At 70.0% G+C, this 17,398-nt stretch carries 18 protein-coding genes and 2 tRNA genes; 15 read left to right on the top strand and 5 right to left on the bottom strand.

The genetic code is table 11. The features are described 5' to 3' along the window. The 6 genes from FNM00_RS14795 to FNM00_RS14820 are packed head-to-tail and all read left to right on the top strand — an operon-like array spanning window position 1 to window position 6,857. A complete protein-coding gene (locus FNM00_RS14795; protein WP_143914325.1) occupies window positions 1–1,389 on the top strand; it encodes a YhfT family protein in 1,389 nt (462 codons plus the stop codon). Then, window positions 1,389–2,312 carry a phosphotriesterase family protein gene (locus tag FNM00_RS14800; RefSeq protein WP_143914326.1) on the top strand — a complete coding sequence of 308 codons (924 nt, stop codon included), beginning with the start codon at window positions 1,389–1,391 and terminating at the stop codon, window positions 2,310–2,312. The genes FNM00_RS14795 and FNM00_RS14800 overlap by 1 nt, the downstream gene beginning before the upstream one ends. Further along, a complete protein-coding gene (locus FNM00_RS14805) occupies window positions 2,309–3,421 on the top strand; it encodes an aminotransferase class V-fold PLP-dependent enzyme (RefSeq protein WP_143914327.1) in 1,113 nt (370 codons plus the stop codon). The genes FNM00_RS14800 and FNM00_RS14805 overlap by 4 nt, the downstream gene beginning before the upstream one ends. Then, window positions 3,422–4,585 (top strand): alanine racemase, encoded by a 1,164-nt coding sequence (locus FNM00_RS14810; protein WP_143914328.1) that lies wholly within the window; start codon window positions 3,422–3,424, stop codon window positions 4,583–4,585. It begins immediately after the preceding gene. Next, window positions 4,582–5,835 (top strand): phosphopentomutase, encoded by a 1,254-nt coding sequence (locus FNM00_RS14815; protein WP_143914329.1) that lies wholly within the window; start codon window positions 4,582–4,584, stop codon window positions 5,833–5,835. The genes FNM00_RS14810 and FNM00_RS14815 overlap by 4 nt, the downstream gene beginning before the upstream one ends. Next, the gene (locus tag FNM00_RS14820) at window positions 5,832–6,857 is read left to right on the top strand and encodes an SIS domain-containing protein (protein ID WP_143914330.1); all 1,026 of its coding nucleotides are present in this window, start codon (window positions 5,832–5,834) and stop codon (window positions 6,855–6,857) included. The genes FNM00_RS14815 and FNM00_RS14820 overlap by 4 nt, the downstream gene beginning before the upstream one ends. Before the next feature lie 3 nt (window positions 6,858–6,860). Here FNM00_RS14820 and FNM00_RS14825 read toward each other — a convergent pair whose 3' ends face one another. Next, entirely contained in the window at window positions 6,861–8,267 is a 1,407-nt protein-coding gene (locus FNM00_RS14825) for an NAD-dependent malic enzyme (protein WP_143914376.1), read from the bottom strand. Between the two features lie 177 nt (window positions 8,268–8,444). Next, window positions 8,445–8,747, bottom strand: coding sequence for an antibiotic biosynthesis monooxygenase (locus FNM00_RS14830; protein WP_143914331.1), 303 nt, complete (start codon window positions 8,745–8,747; stop codon window positions 8,445–8,447). Between the two features lie 150 nt (window positions 8,748–8,897). On the opposite strand from FNM00_RS14830, the gene sigJ reads away from it, so the two are divergent. Next, window positions 8,898–9,821, top strand: coding sequence for an RNA polymerase sigma factor SigJ (sigJ, locus tag FNM00_RS14835; protein WP_143914332.1), 924 nt, complete (start codon window positions 8,898–8,900; stop codon window positions 9,819–9,821). Window positions 9,822–10,080: 259 nt separating this feature from the next. Beyond that, window positions 10,081–10,272 (top strand): hypothetical protein, encoded by a 192-nt coding sequence (locus FNM00_RS19050; RefSeq protein ID WP_221933760.1) that lies wholly within the window; start codon window positions 10,081–10,083, stop codon window positions 10,270–10,272. A 51-nt stretch (window positions 10,273–10,323) separates the two neighbouring features. On the opposite strand, the gene FNM00_RS14850 is transcribed toward FNM00_RS19050, so the two are convergent. After that, entirely contained in the window at window positions 10,324–10,662 is a 339-nt protein-coding gene (locus FNM00_RS14850) for a DeoR/GlpR family DNA-binding transcription regulator (protein WP_185973174.1), read from the bottom strand. 30 nt (window positions 10,663–10,692) lie between these two features. On the opposite strand from FNM00_RS14850, the gene FNM00_RS14855 reads away from it, so the two are divergent. Then, complete coding sequence (locus FNM00_RS14855; RefSeq protein WP_143914334.1) at window positions 10,693–11,856, top strand: MFS transporter; 1,164 nt, start codon at window positions 10,693–10,695, stop codon at window positions 11,854–11,856. On the opposite strand, the gene FNM00_RS14860 is transcribed toward FNM00_RS14855, so the two are convergent. Continuing rightward, complete coding sequence (locus tag FNM00_RS14860) at window positions 11,849–12,442, bottom strand: TetR/AcrR family transcriptional regulator (protein WP_143914335.1); 594 nt, start codon at window positions 12,440–12,442, stop codon at window positions 11,849–11,851. The genes FNM00_RS14855 and FNM00_RS14860 overlap by 8 nt on opposite strands. 82 nt (window positions 12,443–12,524) lie before the next feature. On the opposite strand from FNM00_RS14860, the gene FNM00_RS14865 reads away from it, so the two are divergent. From FNM00_RS14865 to FNM00_RS14890, 6 genes are all read left to right on the top strand, one after another. Further along, on the top strand, window positions 12,525–13,697 hold the full coding sequence (locus FNM00_RS14865) for an MFS transporter (RefSeq protein WP_143914336.1): 1,173 nt from the start codon (window positions 12,525–12,527) through the stop codon (window positions 13,695–13,697). A gap of 39 nt (window positions 13,698–13,736) precedes the next feature. Then, window positions 13,737–13,812 (top strand) — tRNA-Glu (locus FNM00_RS14870). Window positions 13,813–14,027: 215 nt separating this feature from the next. Beyond that, window positions 14,028–14,103: transfer RNA gene (locus FNM00_RS14875), tRNA-Glu, on the top strand. Window positions 14,104–14,220: 117 nt separating this feature from the next. Then, window positions 14,221–15,654, top strand: coding sequence for a DNA-3-methyladenine glycosylase 2 family protein (locus tag FNM00_RS14880; protein ID WP_185973175.1), 1,434 nt, complete (start codon window positions 14,221–14,223; stop codon window positions 15,652–15,654). Next, window positions 15,651–16,112, top strand: a complete 462-nt coding sequence (locus tag FNM00_RS14885) for a methylated-DNA--[protein]-cysteine S-methyltransferase (protein ID WP_143914338.1) — start codon at window positions 15,651–15,653, stop codon at window positions 16,110–16,112. Before FNM00_RS14880 ends, FNM00_RS14885 begins: the two co-directional genes overlap by 4 nt. 125 nt (window positions 16,113–16,237) lie before the next feature. Next, window positions 16,238–16,639 (top strand): hypothetical protein, encoded by a 402-nt coding sequence (locus FNM00_RS14890; protein WP_143914339.1) that lies wholly within the window; start codon window positions 16,238–16,240, stop codon window positions 16,637–16,639. A gap of 10 nt (window positions 16,640–16,649) precedes the next feature. Here FNM00_RS14890 and FNM00_RS14895 read toward each other — a convergent pair whose 3' ends face one another. Further along, on the bottom strand, window positions 16,650–17,360 hold the full coding sequence (locus tag FNM00_RS14895; protein ID WP_087624348.1) for an IclR family transcriptional regulator: 711 nt from the start codon (window positions 17,358–17,360) through the stop codon (window positions 16,650–16,652). Between the last annotated feature and the right edge of the window lie 38 nt (window positions 17,361–17,398).

The raw sequence follows: 17,398 nt of genomic DNA on the forward strand, positions 1-17,398 counted from the left end.
ATGCTGCTCGCCGCCGAGACGTCGACCGTCTCCTTCGAGCCCTGGCAGGGCGTCCTCGTCATCGTGCTGTCGGCCTTCGCGGCCCTCATCGCCAATGCCGCGCTGGCCGTCTTCAACGACGGCGCCCGGCCGTTCCTGCTCGACTACATCCGCGGCACCTCCACACGCCTGGCGACCGCGACGATCGTGTTCGGACTGTCGGCCGGATTCATCTTCGGCCTGGGCGCGCCGATGGCGCTCTCGACCGGCGTGCTCAACCCGTGGCTGGTCTTCCTGCCCGTCGAGATCCTGGGCCTCCTGGCCCCGTGGCGCTGGCTCGCCGCGGTCGCCGGTGGCGCGTGGGGAGCCGTGTGCGTCTTCGGACTGAACGCCGCGAACTCGGCCGCCACCGCTTTGCCGATCGACTTCATCACCTCGCTGCAACAGATCTCGACGCCGATCCTGTGGCTCTTCACGATCTTCCCGGTGCTGGCCATCACGCGGCAGTTCGGCCGTCTCAAGGGCGTTCTCACGCTCGTCGTCGAGATCGCCGCCATCCTGCTCTCCATGAACCTGTGGCCCGATCTGTTCGCCGGTTCCATCGCCATGGCGGTCGGCGTCATCATGCTGCTCGTGTTCGCGGTGACCCGGGACCGCACCACTCGGCGCCGGGAGCTGGCCGAGCTCGCCGGCAAGAGCGCCGAGGAGCAGGAGGCGTACGAGACACAGCGCGCCGCGACCGCCGAGGTCTCGAACCAGCTCTTCGGCCCCAACGCGACCCGTCTGCGCAAGAACATCGTGTGGTTCGCGATCCTCGGTGGCCTGGTGTGCATGCTGGCGGCGAGCGGGATCTTCGGCGGGGGCGAGGCCACCAGCTTCCTCGTCGCGGAGGGATCGTACGCCGAGGCGGCCCAGGTCGACTTCCTGCGCGCCTTCGGCTTCGTGCCGCTCATCGCCACGACGGCCCTCGCCTCGGGTGCCTACGCGATGGCGGGCTTCACCTTCGTGTACCCGGTGGGCTATCTCACGCACATGTTCGTCGACTCGTGGCCGCTGGCGCTCGCGGTGGCCTTCGTGCTCGGCGCGCTCATCATGACCGTCGAGGTCTTCCTCCTCAGCGCACTGGGCCGCTGGCTGCAGCACTGGCCGAGCGTGCGCGATGCCGCTGATCACATCCGCAACGCGATCACCGAGTCTCTCTCGCTCGCGATCCTCGTCGGCTCGCTCATGGCGGGCCTGGCGATGGGCGGAGGCCTGGGCATCGCCCTCGTCGGCGGTCTCTACCTGCTCAACGAGTCGATGGGACGCCCCGTGGTGCGGATGGCCGCCGGACCGTCCGCCGTGATCGTCAGCGGTATCGCACTGAATCTGCTGTACCTGGTCGGACTCGTGGCGCCGGTGGCCTCCTGATGCCGATCCGCACTGCCACCGGGCGGAGACTCGAGGCCGGGGATGTCTCCGGCTCGGTGCTGGCCCACGAGCACCTGCACCTCGATCTGCGTACAGAGAGCGACGCCGAGGCGACGCTGCACGATACCGGCGCGGTGACCGCCGAACTCGCCGATGCCCGGCGCGACCACGATCTCGGGTTGGTCATCGACCTGACCTGCCGGGGTATGGGCGGCGACGCTCGCGTGGTCCGGCGGATCAGCGAGGACTCCGGCGTCGAGGTCGTCGTGGCGACGGGCTGGTACTACGAGCGATTCCACCCTCGTGGCGAGCCGGGCACGTCCGTCGAGGAAGCGACCGAGCTGCTGCTCGCGGACATCCTCGGCGGTCTCGATGGCGGCATCCTGCCCGGGGTTCTCGGTGAGATCGGCAGTCATGGGGAGCGGGCGAGCGACGCGGAGCGCACCGGGTTGCGCGCCTCGGCGCGAGCCGCGGTGGAGAGCGGACTCTCGCTGGGCACCCACGCGCACCTGGGACAAGGGGCGCGCGAGCAGCTCGACCTGCTGACCGCTGAAGGACTCTCGCCGCACCGCGTGTCGCTGGGACATCAGGACCTGTGCGACGACGGCCGCCAGCACGTCGACCTCGCGCGGGCGGGGGCTTACATCGCCTTCGACACCGTCGGCAAGACCGGCTATCAGAGCGACGATCGGCGCGCCGAGCTGCTCTTGGATCTGCTGGAGGCCGGTTTCGAGCGTCACCTCCTGCTCAGCAACGACATCTCCCGTGACACCTATCTGCGCGATCGCCAGGGCCAGGGCTACGGACACGTCCTCGGCCCGTTCCGCCGGATGCTCGCGGACAGGGGAGTGGGCGCCGACGTACTCGACCTGCTCTACCGCGCCAACGCACTGCGGTGGCTGACCGGAAGCGAGGAACCATGAATCGTCCCCTCCTGCCCACCACGACCCCGCTGCCGATCATCAGCTCCGCGCAGGCCTGGGAAGCCCAACAGCGGCTCGTGGCAGCCGTCGCCGAGCATCTGCCCGAGGGCGCTGTGTTCCGCAGCGATGCCGGGGTGGTGCCGGGCCTCGGGCAGCCCGACACCACGCGTCGGGTGGAGCGTTCGCTCGCGCAGACCTTCGGTGCTGACGACGCCTGTCTCGTGCAAGGCGCCGGCACCGGTGCCATCCGTGCCGCACTGTCCGCCGGTCCGTGGGCCGAGGGCTCGCGCCGGCTCATCGTCCACGACGCCCCGGACTACTCGACGACGGCGACCACCTTCCGCGACGGCCTCGTCGAGCCGGTCCGCGTCGACTTCGAGGACATCGAGGCCGTCCGTCGGACGTTCGAGGAGGAGCCGGCCGCATGGGTGTACGTGCAGCACACTCGACAACGACTCGGCGACGCCCACCAGCCCGCCGAGGTGATCGCCCTGGCCGCCGAGGCCGGACGGCGCGTCATCGTCGACGACAACTACGCGGTGTTCCGCGCGCCGCGCATCGGCACCGAGCTCGGCGCCGATGTCTCCGCGTTCTCGCTCTTCAAACTGCACGGCCCCGAGGGTGTCGGCGTCGTCGTCGGCGCCGGCGACGTCGTCGAGCGGGTGCGCCATGCCAACTACTCGGGGGGCGGACAGGTCCAGGGCCATCAGGCGCTCGCCGCGCTCCAGGCCCTCGTCATGGTGCCGCTCAACTGGGCGGCCCAGGCCCAGGCCTCCGTCGAGCTCGTCGCCTCGCTGTCCGAGGGTGGCGTCCCGGGCATCGTCGACGCCCGTCTCGCCAATGTCCAGGACCTGTGCGTCATCGCCCTCCTGGACGAGCCCGTCGCCGAGCACGTGCCCCAGTGGGCCGCGGAGCACGGTGCCGCTCGTTTCCCGGTCGGTTCCAACTCCCGCTACGAGATCACCCCGCTCGTCTACCGGCTCTCGTCCTCGACCCTCGAGGCGCAGCCGGAGCTGCGGGAGTGGGCCGTGCGCGTCAATCCGATGCGTGCCGGGGCCGGGCTGACCGCCGACATCCTGCGCCGAGCCCTGGCCGAGAGAGGAGCCTGAGTGTTCCTGCCCACCACCCAACGCCGCAATCCCGAGTTGATCGACGCGGCCGTCGCGCTCCACCGCGACGGTGTCATCGAGCCCGACACCTACGTCATCGACCGTGATGCCGTCGCTCGCAACGCCGCCGCCCTCGCGACCGCGGGGCGTGAGCACGACGTCGACCTGTGGTTCGTCGCCAAGCAGTACGGTCGCAACCCCCTCGTGAGCGCGACCATCGCCGAGCACATCGGCTCCGCGACCGCGATCGACCATCGGGAAGCACAGACCCTCCTCGACGTCGGTGTGCGGCTCGCTAACCTCGGCCACCTCGTGCAGATCCCTGTCCGCCGGCTGCCGGCACTGCTGGCCGCCGATCCCGGCTACGTGACGGTGACCGATAACGAGAACCTGCGCGCCGTCGCGGCCGCCTCCTCGGCACTGGGCCGCACGCAGCGAGTGTTCCTCAAGGTCCGCGGTGCCCAGAACGTCACGTTCCCGGGGCAGGACGGCGGCTTCGAGCTCGACGACATCGAGGGAGCACTCGCCCTGGCCCGCGGGATCGACGGCGCCGAGATCGCCGGAGTGACCGGGTTCCCCTGCATCAGCTTCGACGAGTCCGCGCAGCGTCCGGAGCCTACCGAGACCTACCCGAGGGTGGTTGAGGCGGCTCGCCTCCTGAGCAGCCATGGCATCGATCCACTGCTGTCGCTGCCCAGTCATACGAGCGTCAGCACGATCGGGCAGATCGCCGACCTCGGCGGACACATCGGTGAACCGGGTCACGCGCTCACCGGGACGACTCCGGAGCACGCGGTCCGTGACGATCTCGTCGAGCAGCCGGCGCTCGTGTACGTCTCCGAGATCGCCCAGCTCGGCTCGGCGCCCAGCGTCTTCGGCGGCGGCTTCTACTCACGGGGTCACGCGCGGCGGATGGTCGTGCACACCGATCACGGACCCAGGGCCGCGACCCTGCACAAGGCCCCCGCCGCGAGCATCGACTACTACCGCAGGTTCGACTGGGACGAGGAGGGTCCGCAGGCGCGGATCGGCGACACCGCCGTCATGGCCTTCCGCACGCAGATCTTCGTGACCCGCTCGCAGGTCGCCGTCGTCTCGGGCCTCGGAGCCGGTGCTCCCCGTCTGGACGGTGTGTTCGACCCACAGGGGAGGAGGCTGCGATGACGAATCGCTCGGCCACGATCGTGGTCATCGACGGCTTCGGGATCGGGGCTACGGCCGATGCCGGGACGCTGCGCGCATCGGACGTCAGTGCCGACACGCTCGGCTCGCTCACCGCCTGGTCGCGTCGTGAACGGGGCCGGGCCCTCCGCGTCCCGTGGCTGGCCCGGCTCGGTCTCGGCACGCTGCGACCCGATCTCGGCGACGATCTCGCGGACCCCCTGGCCGGGCCGCCGCTCGACGCCGTCGCGCGGCGCAGCGCTCTGGGTTACCCGGGGGCCGACTCCTTCGCGGGGCACCAGACGCTCATGGGCGCCGACATGTCCCATGTGACCCTGTGCCTACTGGCCGAAAGGCTCGATATCGTCACCGATGCGCTGCGCGCGGCGGGCCACGAGGTCGATCGCCTCAACGGGCTCCCGCTCCTGGTGGTCGACGGAGTCGCTCTCGTGCACGACAACCTGGAAGCCGATCCGGGGCTGAACTGGAACGTCTCCTGCCGGCTGACCGATCTGCCTTTCGACGAGATCGTCGCCATCGCGAGGATCGTCCGATCGGTGGCTCCCGTCGCCCGGGTGATCGCTGTCGGCGGTCACACCGACCGGCCGCTCACCGAGGCCGTCAGGGAGGGGGCAGACGGTGCGATCGGCATGGACACCCCGGCGAGCGGGCTCTATCGGCACGACGGGCTCGAGGTCCTCCATCTGGGGGCCGAGGTCGACCATGAGCGTCAGCTGCACGAGGTCGCAGCCCGTCACGGCATCGATGTCGCGCTCGTCGGCAAGGCTGCCGACCTGCTCGTCGGCGCCGCGGATCTCCGTCGTGAGCCGGCGGTCGAGACCGACCGGATCATGGACACCGTGGTCGAGGGCGCCGGCCATGGGTTGGTGGTGGCCAATGTGCAGCAGACCGATCTCGCCGGTCATTCCCAGGAGCCGGAGGCGTATGCCGATCTGCTCGAATACGTGGACGAGCGGATCGGCGAGATCGCCTGTGCCGGTGGTCCCGACGACCTACTGGTGATCACCGCCGACCACGGCAACGACCCTTCCATCGGCCATCCCTTCCACACCCGCGAATGGGTGCCCGTGCTCGCCTGCCGAGGTGCGACCGAGACCCACCTGTCCAAGGGGCACGACCTGACGTCCCTGGCCGATGTCGGTGCCGGCGTCGCGCGCTGGCTCGGCCTGCCCGCCGAACTGGCGGTCGGCACCCCCACTGAACTGCTGCGACCCGAGGAGAACCCCCGATGACCGAGCTTGGCCGTCAGATGAGCCAGGAGATGGACGAACAGCCAGCTGCGCTCGCACGGATCGCGGACCGCTTCGAGGCGATCGTCGAGGAGCTGCGGCGCCATGGCGCCGAGTCCCGGCGGGGGCTGGCCGTGCTGGCGCGAGGCTCGAGCGACAACGCCGCACGGGTGGCCTCCTACGCGGCCCAGGCGCGCAGCGGCACGCCGGTCAGCCTGCTGACGCCGAGTGTGTACACGGCCTACGGGCAGTCGCCGGCTGCCTACGCGTCGTGGCTCGTCCTGGCGCTGTCGCAGTCCGGGCGCACACCCGAGATCGTCGACCTGGCCGCCTCGTGCCGTGAGGCGGGGGCGCTGGTCGTCGGCGTGACCAATGACGGCGACTCGCCCTTGGCGGCGGTCAGCGACGTGCCGGTCGTGCTCGGCGTAGGGGAGGAGAAGGCGGTGCCGGCCACCAAGACGGTGACCGCGCAGATGCTCGCCGGACTCGCTGTCGTCACTGCGCTCGGCGGCCCACGGATCAGCGGCGGCAAGCTCGCCGCCTTGGGGGATCAGGCTCGCGAGGTGCTCGACGACGGGGAGTCGATGCAGGCTCTCGGCGGCGAGCTCGCCGCCTTCGGGGCGATGGCACTGGTGGGGCGCGGCTTCTGTGATGCCGCCGCGTTCGAGTCCGCGCTCAAGCTCCAGGAGACCGCGGGTGTCGCCGCGCACGGATTCTCGACCGCGGACTTCCGGCACGGCCCGGTCCACCTCGCCCATGCGGGCGTCCCCGTCATCGGATTCGCCGGTGACGGTCCGGCCGATGACGATACACGCGATCTGATCGGCGCTCTGCGAGCTGATGGCCGGTTGGCCCGGCTCATCGGGTCCGGAGACGCCGACGCCGGCCTTCCGGCCACCAACCCCGAGCTCACGACGATCCTCGCGACCATCCGCGGGCAGCAGTTGGCACTCGCGATATCGCGAGCCCGGGGTATCGATCCCGACCAGCCGGAGGGTCTCTCGAAGGTCACACCGACGGTGTGAGCCTCAGCTCGACGACTCGCGCAGCTGCTCGCGGGCGACCCGCTCCACCGATTCGGCGACCCGATGGTGGACCTCGGGATGGAACACGCTGGGCACGATGTAGTCGGCGTTGAGTTCCTCGTCCTCGACGCAGGCCGCGATAGCCTCGGCAGCCGCGATGAGGACCGGCACGTCGATATCGTGCGCGTGAGCGTCCAGGAGACCGCGGAAGATGCCCGGGAATGCGAGGACGTTGTTGATCTGGTTCGGGTAGTCCGAACGGCCGGTGGCCACGACCGTGGCGTGCTCGCGGGCGAGCGAGGGGTCGATCTCCGGGTCGGGATTGGCCAGCGCGAAGACCACCGCGCCGTCGGCCATCTTGGCGACATCGGCAGCACCGATCAGGCCGGGAGCGGAGACGCCGATGAACACATCGGCTCCCGGGAGCGCGTCGCGCAGGGTGCCGGACAGGCCCTCGGGATTGGTGTTCTCGCCGATCCACTTCAGCGTCGGGTCGGTATCGCCGCGGGCGGTCGAGACGACACCGTCGATGTCGCAGACGACCACATTGCGCAGACCGGCGCCGAGCAGCAGCCGCAGGATCGCGGTTCCGGCGGCGCCCGCGCCGACGAGCACGACGCGCACCTCGTCGAGGGACTTCTCCACGACGCGCAGCGCGTTGCGCAGCGCCGCGAGCACGACGATCGCGGTGCCGTGCTGGTCGTCGTGGAAGACGGGGATGTCGAGCCGCTCGCGGAGACGCTTCTCGATCTCGAAGCAGCGAGGCGCGGAGATGTCCTCCAGATTGATGCCGGCGAATCCGGGGGCGACGGCCGCGACGGTCTCCACGATCGCGTCGACATCCTGCGTGTCGAGGCACAGCGGCCACGCGTCGATGGCACCGAAGGTCTTGAACAGCGCCGCCTTGCCCTCCATCACCGGCAGTGCCGCATGAGGACCGATGTTGCCGAGACCCAGGACCGCCGAGCCGTCGCTGACGACCGCGACGCTGTTGCGCTTCACGGTCAGGCGGCGCGCGTCCTCGCGGTCGGCGGCGATCGCCTGGCAGATGCGCGCGACGCCGGGCGTGTAGACCATCGAGAGGTCGTCGCGGTTGCGCAGCGGGTGCTTCGAGGCGGTCTCGATGACGCCACCGAGGTGCATGAGGAAGGTACGGTCCGAGACCTTCTTGACGTCGACATCCGGGATGTCGCGCAACGCGTCGACGATGCGGTCGGCGTGCGCGGTGTCGCCCGCGGCGATCGTGAGGTCGATGCGCAGTGCATCGGAGCGCGACGCGGCGACGTCGAGCGCGGTGACGATGCCGCCTGCCGATTCCACCGTCGTGGTGAGGTGACCGACGGCTGTTCCGCCGGGTGGCACCTCAAGGCGCACAGTGATCGAGTGGGAGATATTGGGGGACGGGTTCATGCCGATCGCGCTGTCCGTCGTCGAGTGACTCACCCGCCTTTTTTACGCGATGGAGACGGTTACCCGCGAGTCGGACACGCGGGTCCGTCATCGGTCGCCCGGCCGACGAAGGGCCGGGTCCGGGTCGTCGTCCCTCAGAGGACCACGGGCCAGAGACTGAGAGATCGGGTCGACGGTTCAGCCGACCTCGGCGACGACGGAGTAGACGCCGGGGCTCGGTGTTCCGAGGGCCGCCGTGCGCTCGGCGTATCTCGCTGCCGCCGGATCGGCCTGTGTCGCCTGGGCGGACTCGGCGTTCTCCCAGCGGGCGATGCTGACCACGCGGCTCCGATCGGCGCTCGCCAGGATCGTGAGGGAGACGAAACCCGGGCGGTGGGAGACGACCTTCTCGGCACCCTCGGTCAGCAGGTCGACCACCTCCTGCTGTTTCGACGGATCGACGTCGATGATGTTGATGAACGTGATGGGGTCGTCGGACATGAGGTGCCTTCCTCTCGGTGCGGTGGACGGACGATCGTCCGCCTACGACCTGGACGACGCAGCCCGACGGATCGTGAGGCGGGACGCCGGACCTCACGATCGGTCGGGCTGCGTCGTCTTGAATAGGACAGGACGTCACGAGGAGGGGCCATGACGCACCAGAGCCGGACCGGCCGGGGCGGGCAGTCTGAGCCGGTCGAACGCGAGGCGCTGTTCGGCCTCGCCTACCGGCTGCTCGGTTCGGTCGCCGATGCCGAGGACGCGGTGCAGGAGGCCTACGTCCGCTGGTACCGCCTCGACGACCGAGATCATCGGCAGGTCGCGTCACCGCGCGCATGGCTCCTCACGACGGTCGGCCGCATCGGACTCGACATGCTCCGCAGCGCCCGCGTCCGTCGGGAACGGTATGTGGGGGAGTGGCTCCCCGAGCCCGTGCCGATGCCGGGACGGTGGACCAGCCACGCCGAGGGCGATCCCCTCGATCCCGCCGACCGGATGACGATGGACGAGTCGGTGTCGATGGCGCTCCTGATCGTGCTGGAGTCGATGACCCCGGCCGAACGTATGGCCTTCGTCCTTCATGACGTGTTCAGATGCACCTTCCCGGAGGTCGCGGCAGTCGTCGGTCGCAGTCCGGAGGCGTGCCGGCAGCTCGCTGCGTCCGCCCGTCGCCGGTTGCGGCAGACGCGTGCTCGACCGGTGAGCCGCTCCGAGCACACCGCGGCCGTCCGCTCCTTCGCTCGTGCCTGGCGGGCGGGCGACCTCGCCGGCCTCGTCAGTGCGCTCGATCCGTCGGCGACGGCGGTCACCGACGGAGGCGGCATCGTCTCCGCCTCCGTTGCTCCGCTTCGGGGTGCCGAGGAGGTCGCGTGGTTCTTCCTCGGCGTCGCCGGGAGACAGCCGGACCTCACGATCGTCGAGGACATGGTCAATGGCGAGGCGGGGCTCGTGGCGACCGGAGTGGGCCGCGTCCTCGCCGTGATCACCTTCACCGTGGGCGATGGAAGGATCCAACGGGTCCACGCGGTCCGCAATCCCGACAAGCTCACGGCCTGGAACGAGATCGTGACTTAGGTGAACGATGCATTGTGGTCGCCATGGCCGCCGTAACGCATCATCATGAGTCCATCAACACGGCACGGGCGGCCTCGAGGCGCGCGACCGGGATCCGATAGGGCGAGCAGCAGACGTAATCGAGTCCGATCTGGACGCCGAGGTGGAGGGCGGAGTTGGCAGATCGTCCTCGCTCGAGCCCGGTGATCCTCGTCGCCCTGTGACCTGGGTGTGGGGCGCGAGTACCTGGTGCCAGACCCCGCCACAGCAGCACCGCCTGATGGCCGCGGCATCCGAGGACGCCTCGTTGGAGGTCGCCTTGAACTCCTCGGGGATCTATGTCGGCATCGGCCTCGGCACTCTCATCGGCGGCCTCGGAGGCGGTGCGTCCTGGATGTTCCTCTCCGGCGCCGCGCTCGCCATCCTCACCGCGGTCTTCCTGACCACGATCCGCCCGGTCTCTCGGCGATGACCGGCGTGCCGACCGACCCGGTCCAGGACGGACGATGTGCTTCCGCGGTTGTCATGGCAACCGCCGAGCCACGGCGGAGCAGGTGGTGCCGGTGTCGACGATCACGCTGGAGCCATCGGGGATCAGCTCCACGGTGGCGGCGGCGATCGACTGCTTCTGCTCCAGATGTCCGCCGAGGCGGACCGCGAACGGCAGGCGGCTGCCGCGCGTGGGCAGGCTCACCGCTCCGCCGTGGGTACGGCGCAGCACACCCTGGCGTTCCAGCTCGGCGAGGTCGCGCCGGATGGTCATCGGCGACGTGCCGGTGGCCCGCGCCAGGTCGCCGACGCGGGCACCGCCGGGGACGCGGACCGCGTTGGCGATCGTTTTGAGCCGATTCGCACGTTGCACATGTTCGATTCCACGGCAAGAGTGCTCGATGTGCAACATTCCGCCACTCCTCGTCGTGCCCGTGCCGCGGCGATGGTCGCCTTCGCCACGAACGGAGCCCTCCCGGCGACCCTGCTGGCGCGATACGCCGAGGTGAAGGACGACCTCGGACTCAGCGCCGCGGTCTTCGGGATCGTGGTCGTGGGGTTCACGATCGGTGCGGCAGGGGCATTCCACCTCCCCGGCGTGGTGCTGCGTCGCCTGGGGATGAGGTGGACGACCGCGATCGGCACCGCGTGGATCGCGCTGGCGCTCGTGGTGGCCGGCTCCGGAGTGGTGGTCGGGAGCGCAGGGATCTTCGCGGCCGGGCTGATCCTCGCCGGGTTCGGTGATGCCGTGGTCGATGTTGCACAGAACGCACAGGGCCTGCGCGTGCAGGAGGTCTACGGACGTTCGGTGTTGACGTCCATGCACGCAGGGTGGAGCATCGGCGCGGCCATCGGTGGAGTCGTGGGTACCGCCGCGGCATCGGCCGGCGTGCCGTTGACGCTCCACCTCACGGCGTGGGGTGTGCTCTGCGTGATCGCGATGGCAGCGGCTGCACGCCTCTTCCTTCCCGAGGCGCGCCGAGCGTCCACGGAGGAGGCGGAGCCCGGTCCGCTGGGGCGGCACGCCATGGTGTTGCTGGCACCGCTGGCCTTGGTGGCGCTGGCGGGGATATCGGTCGAGGACGTCGGCAACAACTGGTCGGCGGTTCTGTTGTCCACCGAGCGCGATGTGCCGGCATCGTCCGCGGGCATCGGCCTGAGCGCGCTGCTCATCGCTCAGTTCATCGGGCGGCTGCTCGGTGATCGTTTCATCGATCGCGTCGGCCACCGCGCCGCCCTGATCACCAGCCTCGCCGCGGTGGCCGGGGGGCTGACGTCGGCCGCATGGTCACCGGGAGCCTGGTTGACGCTGGTCGGCCTGGCGCTAGCGGGGCTCGGGTGTGCGATCACCGTTCCTCTGGCTTTCGCTCGCGCCGACGCTCTGCCGGGTCTGCGGCCACACGCGGGTGTCACCTGGATCGGTTGGACGATGCGGATCGCGACGATCGCTCTGAGCCCGGCCATCGGCGGCGTTGCCACGGTCGCGTCGTTGCCGATCGCCATCTCGGCGGTCGCGCTCGTGGCGGTGCTGGCCCTCGGGCTCCAGCTCCGTCCTGGAGTCAGGTGAGGAGATCTGCGGCGATCGCACGGGCTCGAAGGACGGGGGTGGTGTCGTCGGTGAGCCCACGCTGGACGATGGCGCCCTCGAGGAGGAGGAAGAGATGGTCGGCCGTGGTGTCGACGGACTCGCGATCGGCGTCGCTCGATGCCTCGGCGCGCAGCAGCTCGGCCAGCAGATGACGGACGGCGTGCTTGTGCGCCCTGACGACGCGATGAGCGGGGTGGTCGACAGACAGCTCGCCGGCGGCGTTGAGGAAGGCGCAGCCGCGGTGAGAGGAGAGCTCGTCGGCTACGTAGGCATCGAAGACGGCGAGCGCCCGGGGGCGGTCGGCGTGGTCAACGCGTTGCACGAGCAGTTCCCACCAGTGTGCGTGTCGGGCTTGCAGATAGGCGACGACCAGGCCGTCCTTGGAGCCGAACCGGTCATACAGAGTGCGCTTGGTGATGCCGGACTCCTCGGCGATCGTGTCGACGCCGATGGCGTGGATGCCGCGTTCGTAGAACAGGCCCGAGGCGACATCGAGGAGGCGAGTGGCGCCGGCCGTCAGGGCAGGCGGGCGTAGGGGATCGGGTGCACTCTGCGTCGCGGACATGATCGCCCCTCTCGGTTGACTTCACCGATCAGTGTACCTACAGTGACACTGTGGTTCACAGATCTGTAAAGTTCACGTCGAGGTGACGACGCTCGACGAAGGGGCGCCTTCCGCCAGGGTCCAGACCCTGCGCCTGGCCGGGGCGGGGGTGTCGCTGATCGCCGTCTGCTACGGACTGGCGCGCTTCGCCTACGGCCTCTTCGTGCCCGCGTTCCGGGACGAATTCGCTCTCACCGCCACGGTCATCGGCGTGATCGCCGCGGGCTCCTATGTCTCCTACTGCGTGGCGATCGTCGTCACCACCGTGCTGATCCCACGCTGGGGGTCGCGGCCGCTGGTGGTGGTCGCCGGCGGCCTGGCCACGGTGGGAACCGCATTGGTCGCGGTGGCGCCCCATGGCGTGATGCTCGCCGTCGGCGTGATCGTTGCGGGGGCGAGCACCGGCGTCGCCTCACCTCCTTTGGCGCATGCCGTCGCCCACGCCGTGCCGGCGAAGGATCGTGACCGGATCCAAGCCGTCGTCAACGCCGGCACAGGAGCCGGAGTCGCTGTCGCGGGCCCCGTCGCCTTGCTGGTCCGGGACCAATGGCGGATCGGATGGCTCGCCTTCGCGGTGATGTGCGCTGTCGCCACCATCTGGGCCGCCGTCGTCGTCCGCACTCCGGCCCCGCGCGAACCGATGCCGCGGGAGATGCTTCCGCGGCCCCTGCTGCCGTCTGGTGGCGCGCACCTGCTCGTGGCGACCGCGACCATGGGGCTGTCCAGCTCGGCGATCTGGACCTTCGGGCGGGAGATGCTCGTGACCGAAGGCGGGCAGAGCGAACGTTTCTCGCTCGTCGCGTGGATTCTCCTCGGAGCCTGTGGCCTTGCGGGAGCTGCAGCGGGCGATGCCATCGGACGGCTGGGTCTGCGCCGGGCGTGGCAGTTCGTCGCCGTGCTGCTGGCCGCCACGACCGGTCTGCTCGCCGCCTGGCCCGAGATCGCTGGCGCGTGGGCGATGTTGGCGGTGTTCGGCGCGGCCTACATCGCTCTCACGGGGATCGTGCTGATCTGGGGCAGTCGGATCTACGGGCGGACGCCCGCCGCCGGGGTCGGGCTGTCCTTTCTCGTTTTCGCTCTCGGGCAGGCCCTCGGTGCCCCGCTGATCGGTCTCGTCGCCCAGCTCGCCGGCCTGCCGACGGCATTCGGGGTAGCGGCGGCGGTCGCCGTCATCGGAGCGGCGCTGGCGCCGCGCAGGTCGCTCGAGGGTGGGTGACAAGGGTGCGGCAGCGGGCTGGTAGAGTCTTCTCCTGCTGGCCCCGTTGTGTAGCGGCCTAGCACGCCGCCCTCTCAAGGCGGTAGCGCGGGTTCGAATCCCGTCGGGGCTACCAGTGCGATGTCTCCAGACATCGAAGACTCCCGGACCTGCATCGCAGGTTCGGGAGTTTCTCGTTTCAGTGCCGGTGCTGGACCGCGAGTGGTGCAGATTCGCCCTCCGAACGCTCATCGAGGGGCGAATATGCACCACTCGCGGTCGCGATCGCACCACTCGTCAGGAGGTCCCGTGTCTGTCTGCTCGGCCCGCCTGGTAGAGTCTTCCCTCGCTGGCCCCGTTGTGTAGCGGCCTAGCACGCCGCCCTCTCAAGGCGGTAGCGCGGGTTCGAATCCCGTCGGGGCTACCAGCGATCGACCCCCGGTCCTCATCGGCCGGGGGTCGAGTCGTTCGTGGACCGCAGCTCGCTGACGGTGATGTCCGATTTCCGCCAGAAATCCTCCGTGCGGGGGCGCATGATGGGATCATGACCGATGACGACCGCTACCGCGCCGTGCAGGCCCGCGATGCGCGATTCGACGGCGTCTTCTTCACCGCGGTGCGCACCACGGGCATCTTCTGTCGTCCTTCGTGTCCCGCCGTCACTCCCAAACGGGAGAATGTCACCTTCTACCGCGATCCGGCCTCGGCTCAGGCCGCTGGCTATCGCGCGTGCCGCAGGTGCCGGCCGGATGTGACGCCCGGTTCCCCGGAATGGAATCTGCGCGGCGATCTGGCTGCGAGGACGATGCGCCTGATCGCCGACGGAGTCGTCGAGCGTGAGGGCGTGACGGGGTTGGCGCGACGACTCGGCTACAGCGAGCGGCAGGTGCATCGCACCCTCGTCGATGAGCTCGGCGTCGGACCGCTCTCGGTTGCTCGTAGCAACCGCGCTCATCTCGCTCGCACCCTCATCGAGTCCACCGACCTGCCCCTGGCCGATATCGCGTTCGCCGCCGGTTTCGGGTCGGTTCGGCAGTTCAACGACACGATGCGAACGGCGTATGCGCTCGCTCCCCGGGATCTGAGGCGAGGTGCTTCTCGCGGGGGCGGACGCCTCGAGATCCGGCTCGCGGTGCGACGGCCCTTCGCGGCCGGGGCTCTCACCGCTTTCCTCGGCGCCCGGGCGATCGCCGGCGTCGAGCGAGTGGAGGAACGTCGCTATGCGCGGATCGTGAGCCTTCCGCACGGGCCGGCTGTCGTCGACCTGACTCTCGACGACGATGCCGTGCAGGCTCGGTTGGAGCTGACCGACCTCGCCGACACCCAGACGGCCGTGCACCGCTGCCGCCGTCTGCTCGACCTCGATGCCGATCCCACGACCATCGACGACGCGCTCACCTCCGACCCGGTGCTGGCACCGCTGGTCGATCGCCACCCCGGGCTGCGGCTGCCCGGCCAGGTCGACGGTTTCGAGGTCGCGGTCCGGGCGATCGTCGGCCAGCAGGTCTCCGTCGCGGGCGCGCGGACGGTGCTGGGCGAGATGGCCCGGAAACACGGATCCGCCGTCGATCTGCCGATGGCAGCCGAGCTCGGCCTGAGTCACGCGTTCCCGTCGCCTCAGAGTGTCGTGGACGCGCCGGAGACCGGTTTCTCGATGCCGCGGTCGCGCGCCCGTGCGCTGGTGGCGGTCGCGCGATCCTTCGTGGCAGGCGAGCTCGTGCTGGACACCGGCGTCGATCGTGCCGATGCGAGGCGCAGGCTGCTGGAGGTGCCGGGTGTCGGCCCGTGGACCGCGGATTACATCGTCATGCGCGCCCTCAGCGATCCCGACATCCTGCCCATCACCGACCTGGTGTTGCGCCGCGCCCTGGCGGCGCACGGGCTGACCGAGGAGAGAACCGACCAGTGGCGGCCCTGGCGTTCCTATGCCGCCCTGCACCTGTGGCAGAGCATCACCGACGAGAGGATGGACTCATGAGCACCCGATGGATGGACTCGCCGATCGGCGGGCTGCGGTTGCACACATCGGCCGGGTTGTTGACGCGCATCGAGTTCGACGCGACTCCGCGCGGCCGGCGCATCGACGACGATCTCCTCGATCGCGCCGAGGAGCAGCTGAACGAGTACTTCGCGGGTGATCGACGCGACTTCGATCTGCCGCTCGCGAATGATGGCACGGAGTTCCAGCAGAAGGTCTGGAACGAGCTGCGCAAGATCCCTTATGGTGAGACCGCGAGCTACGGTGAGGTCGCCGCCCGGCTCGGCTATCTGCCGGTGGTGTCGCGGGCCGTCGGCGCTGCCAACGGCTCGAACCCGATCCCGATCGTCGTGCCGTGCCATCGCGTCATCGGCGCGAGCGGGAAGCTGACCGGGTACGCGGGTGGCATCGAGCGCAAGCGGACACTGCTGGAGCTGGAGCGTCCGGCGCTGTTCTGAGGCTCGCGGCGAATCAGCGGCGCGGCGGCACCGGCCACGCGATGCCGCGCGGAGGCGGTGGCGGCCACCCGGACCCTGTGGACGGCGGTCTCGACGGATCCGCGCCTCCGGGCGAGGGTGTGGCCATGAGACTGTTGCAGACCGAGGCCGATATCACTCGTTACTGGCGCGCCGTGCGTAAGACCCTCGAGGTTCCCTCCGCCCAGCTGAGCTTCCTCGCGATCGACGAGCGGGGAGTGGCGCAGCCTCAGCTGACCACGATCGACGGACTAGCCCCGATGCCGCAGCAGCACGTCATCGATGAGATCGTCGACGTGCTGGCCGCAGTGAACCACCGGCTCGTGCCGCGGGGCAGCATCGCGGTGCTGTGGACCCGGCCGGGACGAGGACCGATGCGGCCCGAGGAGAGCGCATGGCTGCGTCTCCTCGACGACGAGCTGCGTCGGCGGGGCGTCGCAGCCTGGCCTCCGCACTACGCGAACGATGCCTACCTCAGGGTGGTGCTGGCCGACGACCTCGCGGCCTGAGGCTCACTGCTCAGCGCCGGAGGTTCTGCGACAGTCGCTCGGCGGCGGCGACCACGGCCGGGGCGTGCATGCGGCCCGGTTGGCGGGTCAGGCGTTCGAGGGGGCCGGAGACCGACACCGCCGCGACGACCTTGCCGGAGGGGGAGCGGACCGGCGCAGAGACCGAGCCGACGCCCGGCTCGCGCTCACCGACGCTCTGGGCCCAGCCGCGCCGGCGGACGGCTGACAGCTCCGAGGCCGCGAAGGTGGCCTTGAGGAGGCCCTTGTTCATGCGCTCGGGATCCTCCCAGGCGAGGAGGATCTGCGCCGCCGATCCGGCCGCCATCGTCAGCTGCCCACCCACCGGTATCGAGTCGCGCAGACCGGTGGGGCGATCGGCAGCGGCGACGCAGACGCGGAAGTCGCCCTGGCGGCGGAACAGCTGGGCGGACTCGCCGGTGATGTCACGGAGACGGGCGAGGACGGGCCCGGCGGCGGCGAGCAGGCGGTCCTCGCCGGCAGCCGCCGCCAGCTCGCCGAGTCGGGGTCCGAGGATGAACCGTCCCTGCATGTCGCGGGCGACGAGGCGATGGTGCTCGAGCGCTACCGCGAGGCGATGGGCGGTCGGGCGAGCCAGTCCCGTGGCGGCGACGAGGCCGGCGAGGGTGGCGGGCCCGGGTTCCAGGGCGGCCAGCACGAGTGCCGCTTTATCCAGAACGCCGACTCCGCTAGAGTTGTCCATGACTTGATACTGCCGTATCGCATGTTGAGACGCAAGTC

The organism is Aeromicrobium piscarium (assembly GCF_007421815.1).
Lineage (GTDB): Bacteria > Actinomycetota > Actinomycetes > Propionibacteriales > Nocardioidaceae > Aeromicrobium > Aeromicrobium piscarium.

What these genes read in the sequence shown, in the direction of transcription:
- FNM00_RS14890 (WP_143914339.1), top strand. Translation starts at nt 16,238, where the DNA reads ATGAGACTGTTGCAGACCGAGGCCGATATCACTCGTTACTGGCGCGCC.
- FNM00_RS14815 (WP_143914329.1), top strand. Translation starts at nt 4,582, where the DNA reads ATGACGAATCGCTCGGCCACGATCGTGGTCATCGACGGCTTCGGGATC.
- FNM00_RS14830 (WP_143914331.1), bottom strand. Translation starts at nt 8,747, where the DNA reads ATGTCCGACGACCCCATCACGTTCATCAACATCATCGACGTCGATCCG.
- FNM00_RS14795 (WP_143914325.1), top strand. Translation starts at nt 1, where the DNA reads ATGCTGCTCGCCGCCGAGACGTCGACCGTCTCCTTCGAGCCCTGGCAG.
- FNM00_RS14800 (WP_143914326.1), top strand. Translation starts at nt 1,389, where the DNA reads ATGCCGATCCGCACTGCCACCGGGCGGAGACTCGAGGCCGGGGATGTC.
- FNM00_RS14885 (WP_143914338.1), top strand. Translation starts at nt 15,651, where the DNA reads ATGAGCACCCGATGGATGGACTCGCCGATCGGCGGGCTGCGGTTGCAC.
- FNM00_RS14880 (WP_185973175.1), top strand. Translation starts at nt 14,221, where the DNA reads ATGACCGATGACGACCGCTACCGCGCCGTGCAGGCCCGCGATGCGCGA.
- FNM00_RS19050 (WP_221933760.1), top strand. Translation starts at nt 10,081, where the DNA reads ATGGCCGCGGCATCCGAGGACGCCTCGTTGGAGGTCGCCTTGAACTCC.
- FNM00_RS14895 (WP_087624348.1), bottom strand. Translation starts at nt 17,360, where the DNA reads ATGGACAACTCTAGCGGAGTCGGCGTTCTGGATAAAGCGGCACTCGTG.
- FNM00_RS14825 (WP_143914376.1), bottom strand. Translation starts at nt 8,267, where the DNA reads ATGAACCCGTCCCCCAATATCTCCCACTCGATCACTGTGCGCCTTGAG.
- FNM00_RS14860 (WP_143914335.1), bottom strand. Translation starts at nt 12,442, where the DNA reads ATGTCCGCGACGCAGAGTGCACCCGATCCCCTACGCCCGCCTGCCCTG.
- sigJ (WP_143914332.1), top strand. Translation starts at nt 8,898, where the DNA reads ATGACGCACCAGAGCCGGACCGGCCGGGGCGGGCAGTCTGAGCCGGTC.
- FNM00_RS14805 (WP_143914327.1), top strand. Translation starts at nt 2,309, where the DNA reads ATGAATCGTCCCCTCCTGCCCACCACGACCCCGCTGCCGATCATCAGC.
- FNM00_RS14820 (WP_143914330.1), top strand. Translation starts at nt 5,832, where the DNA reads ATGACCGAGCTTGGCCGTCAGATGAGCCAGGAGATGGACGAACAGCCA.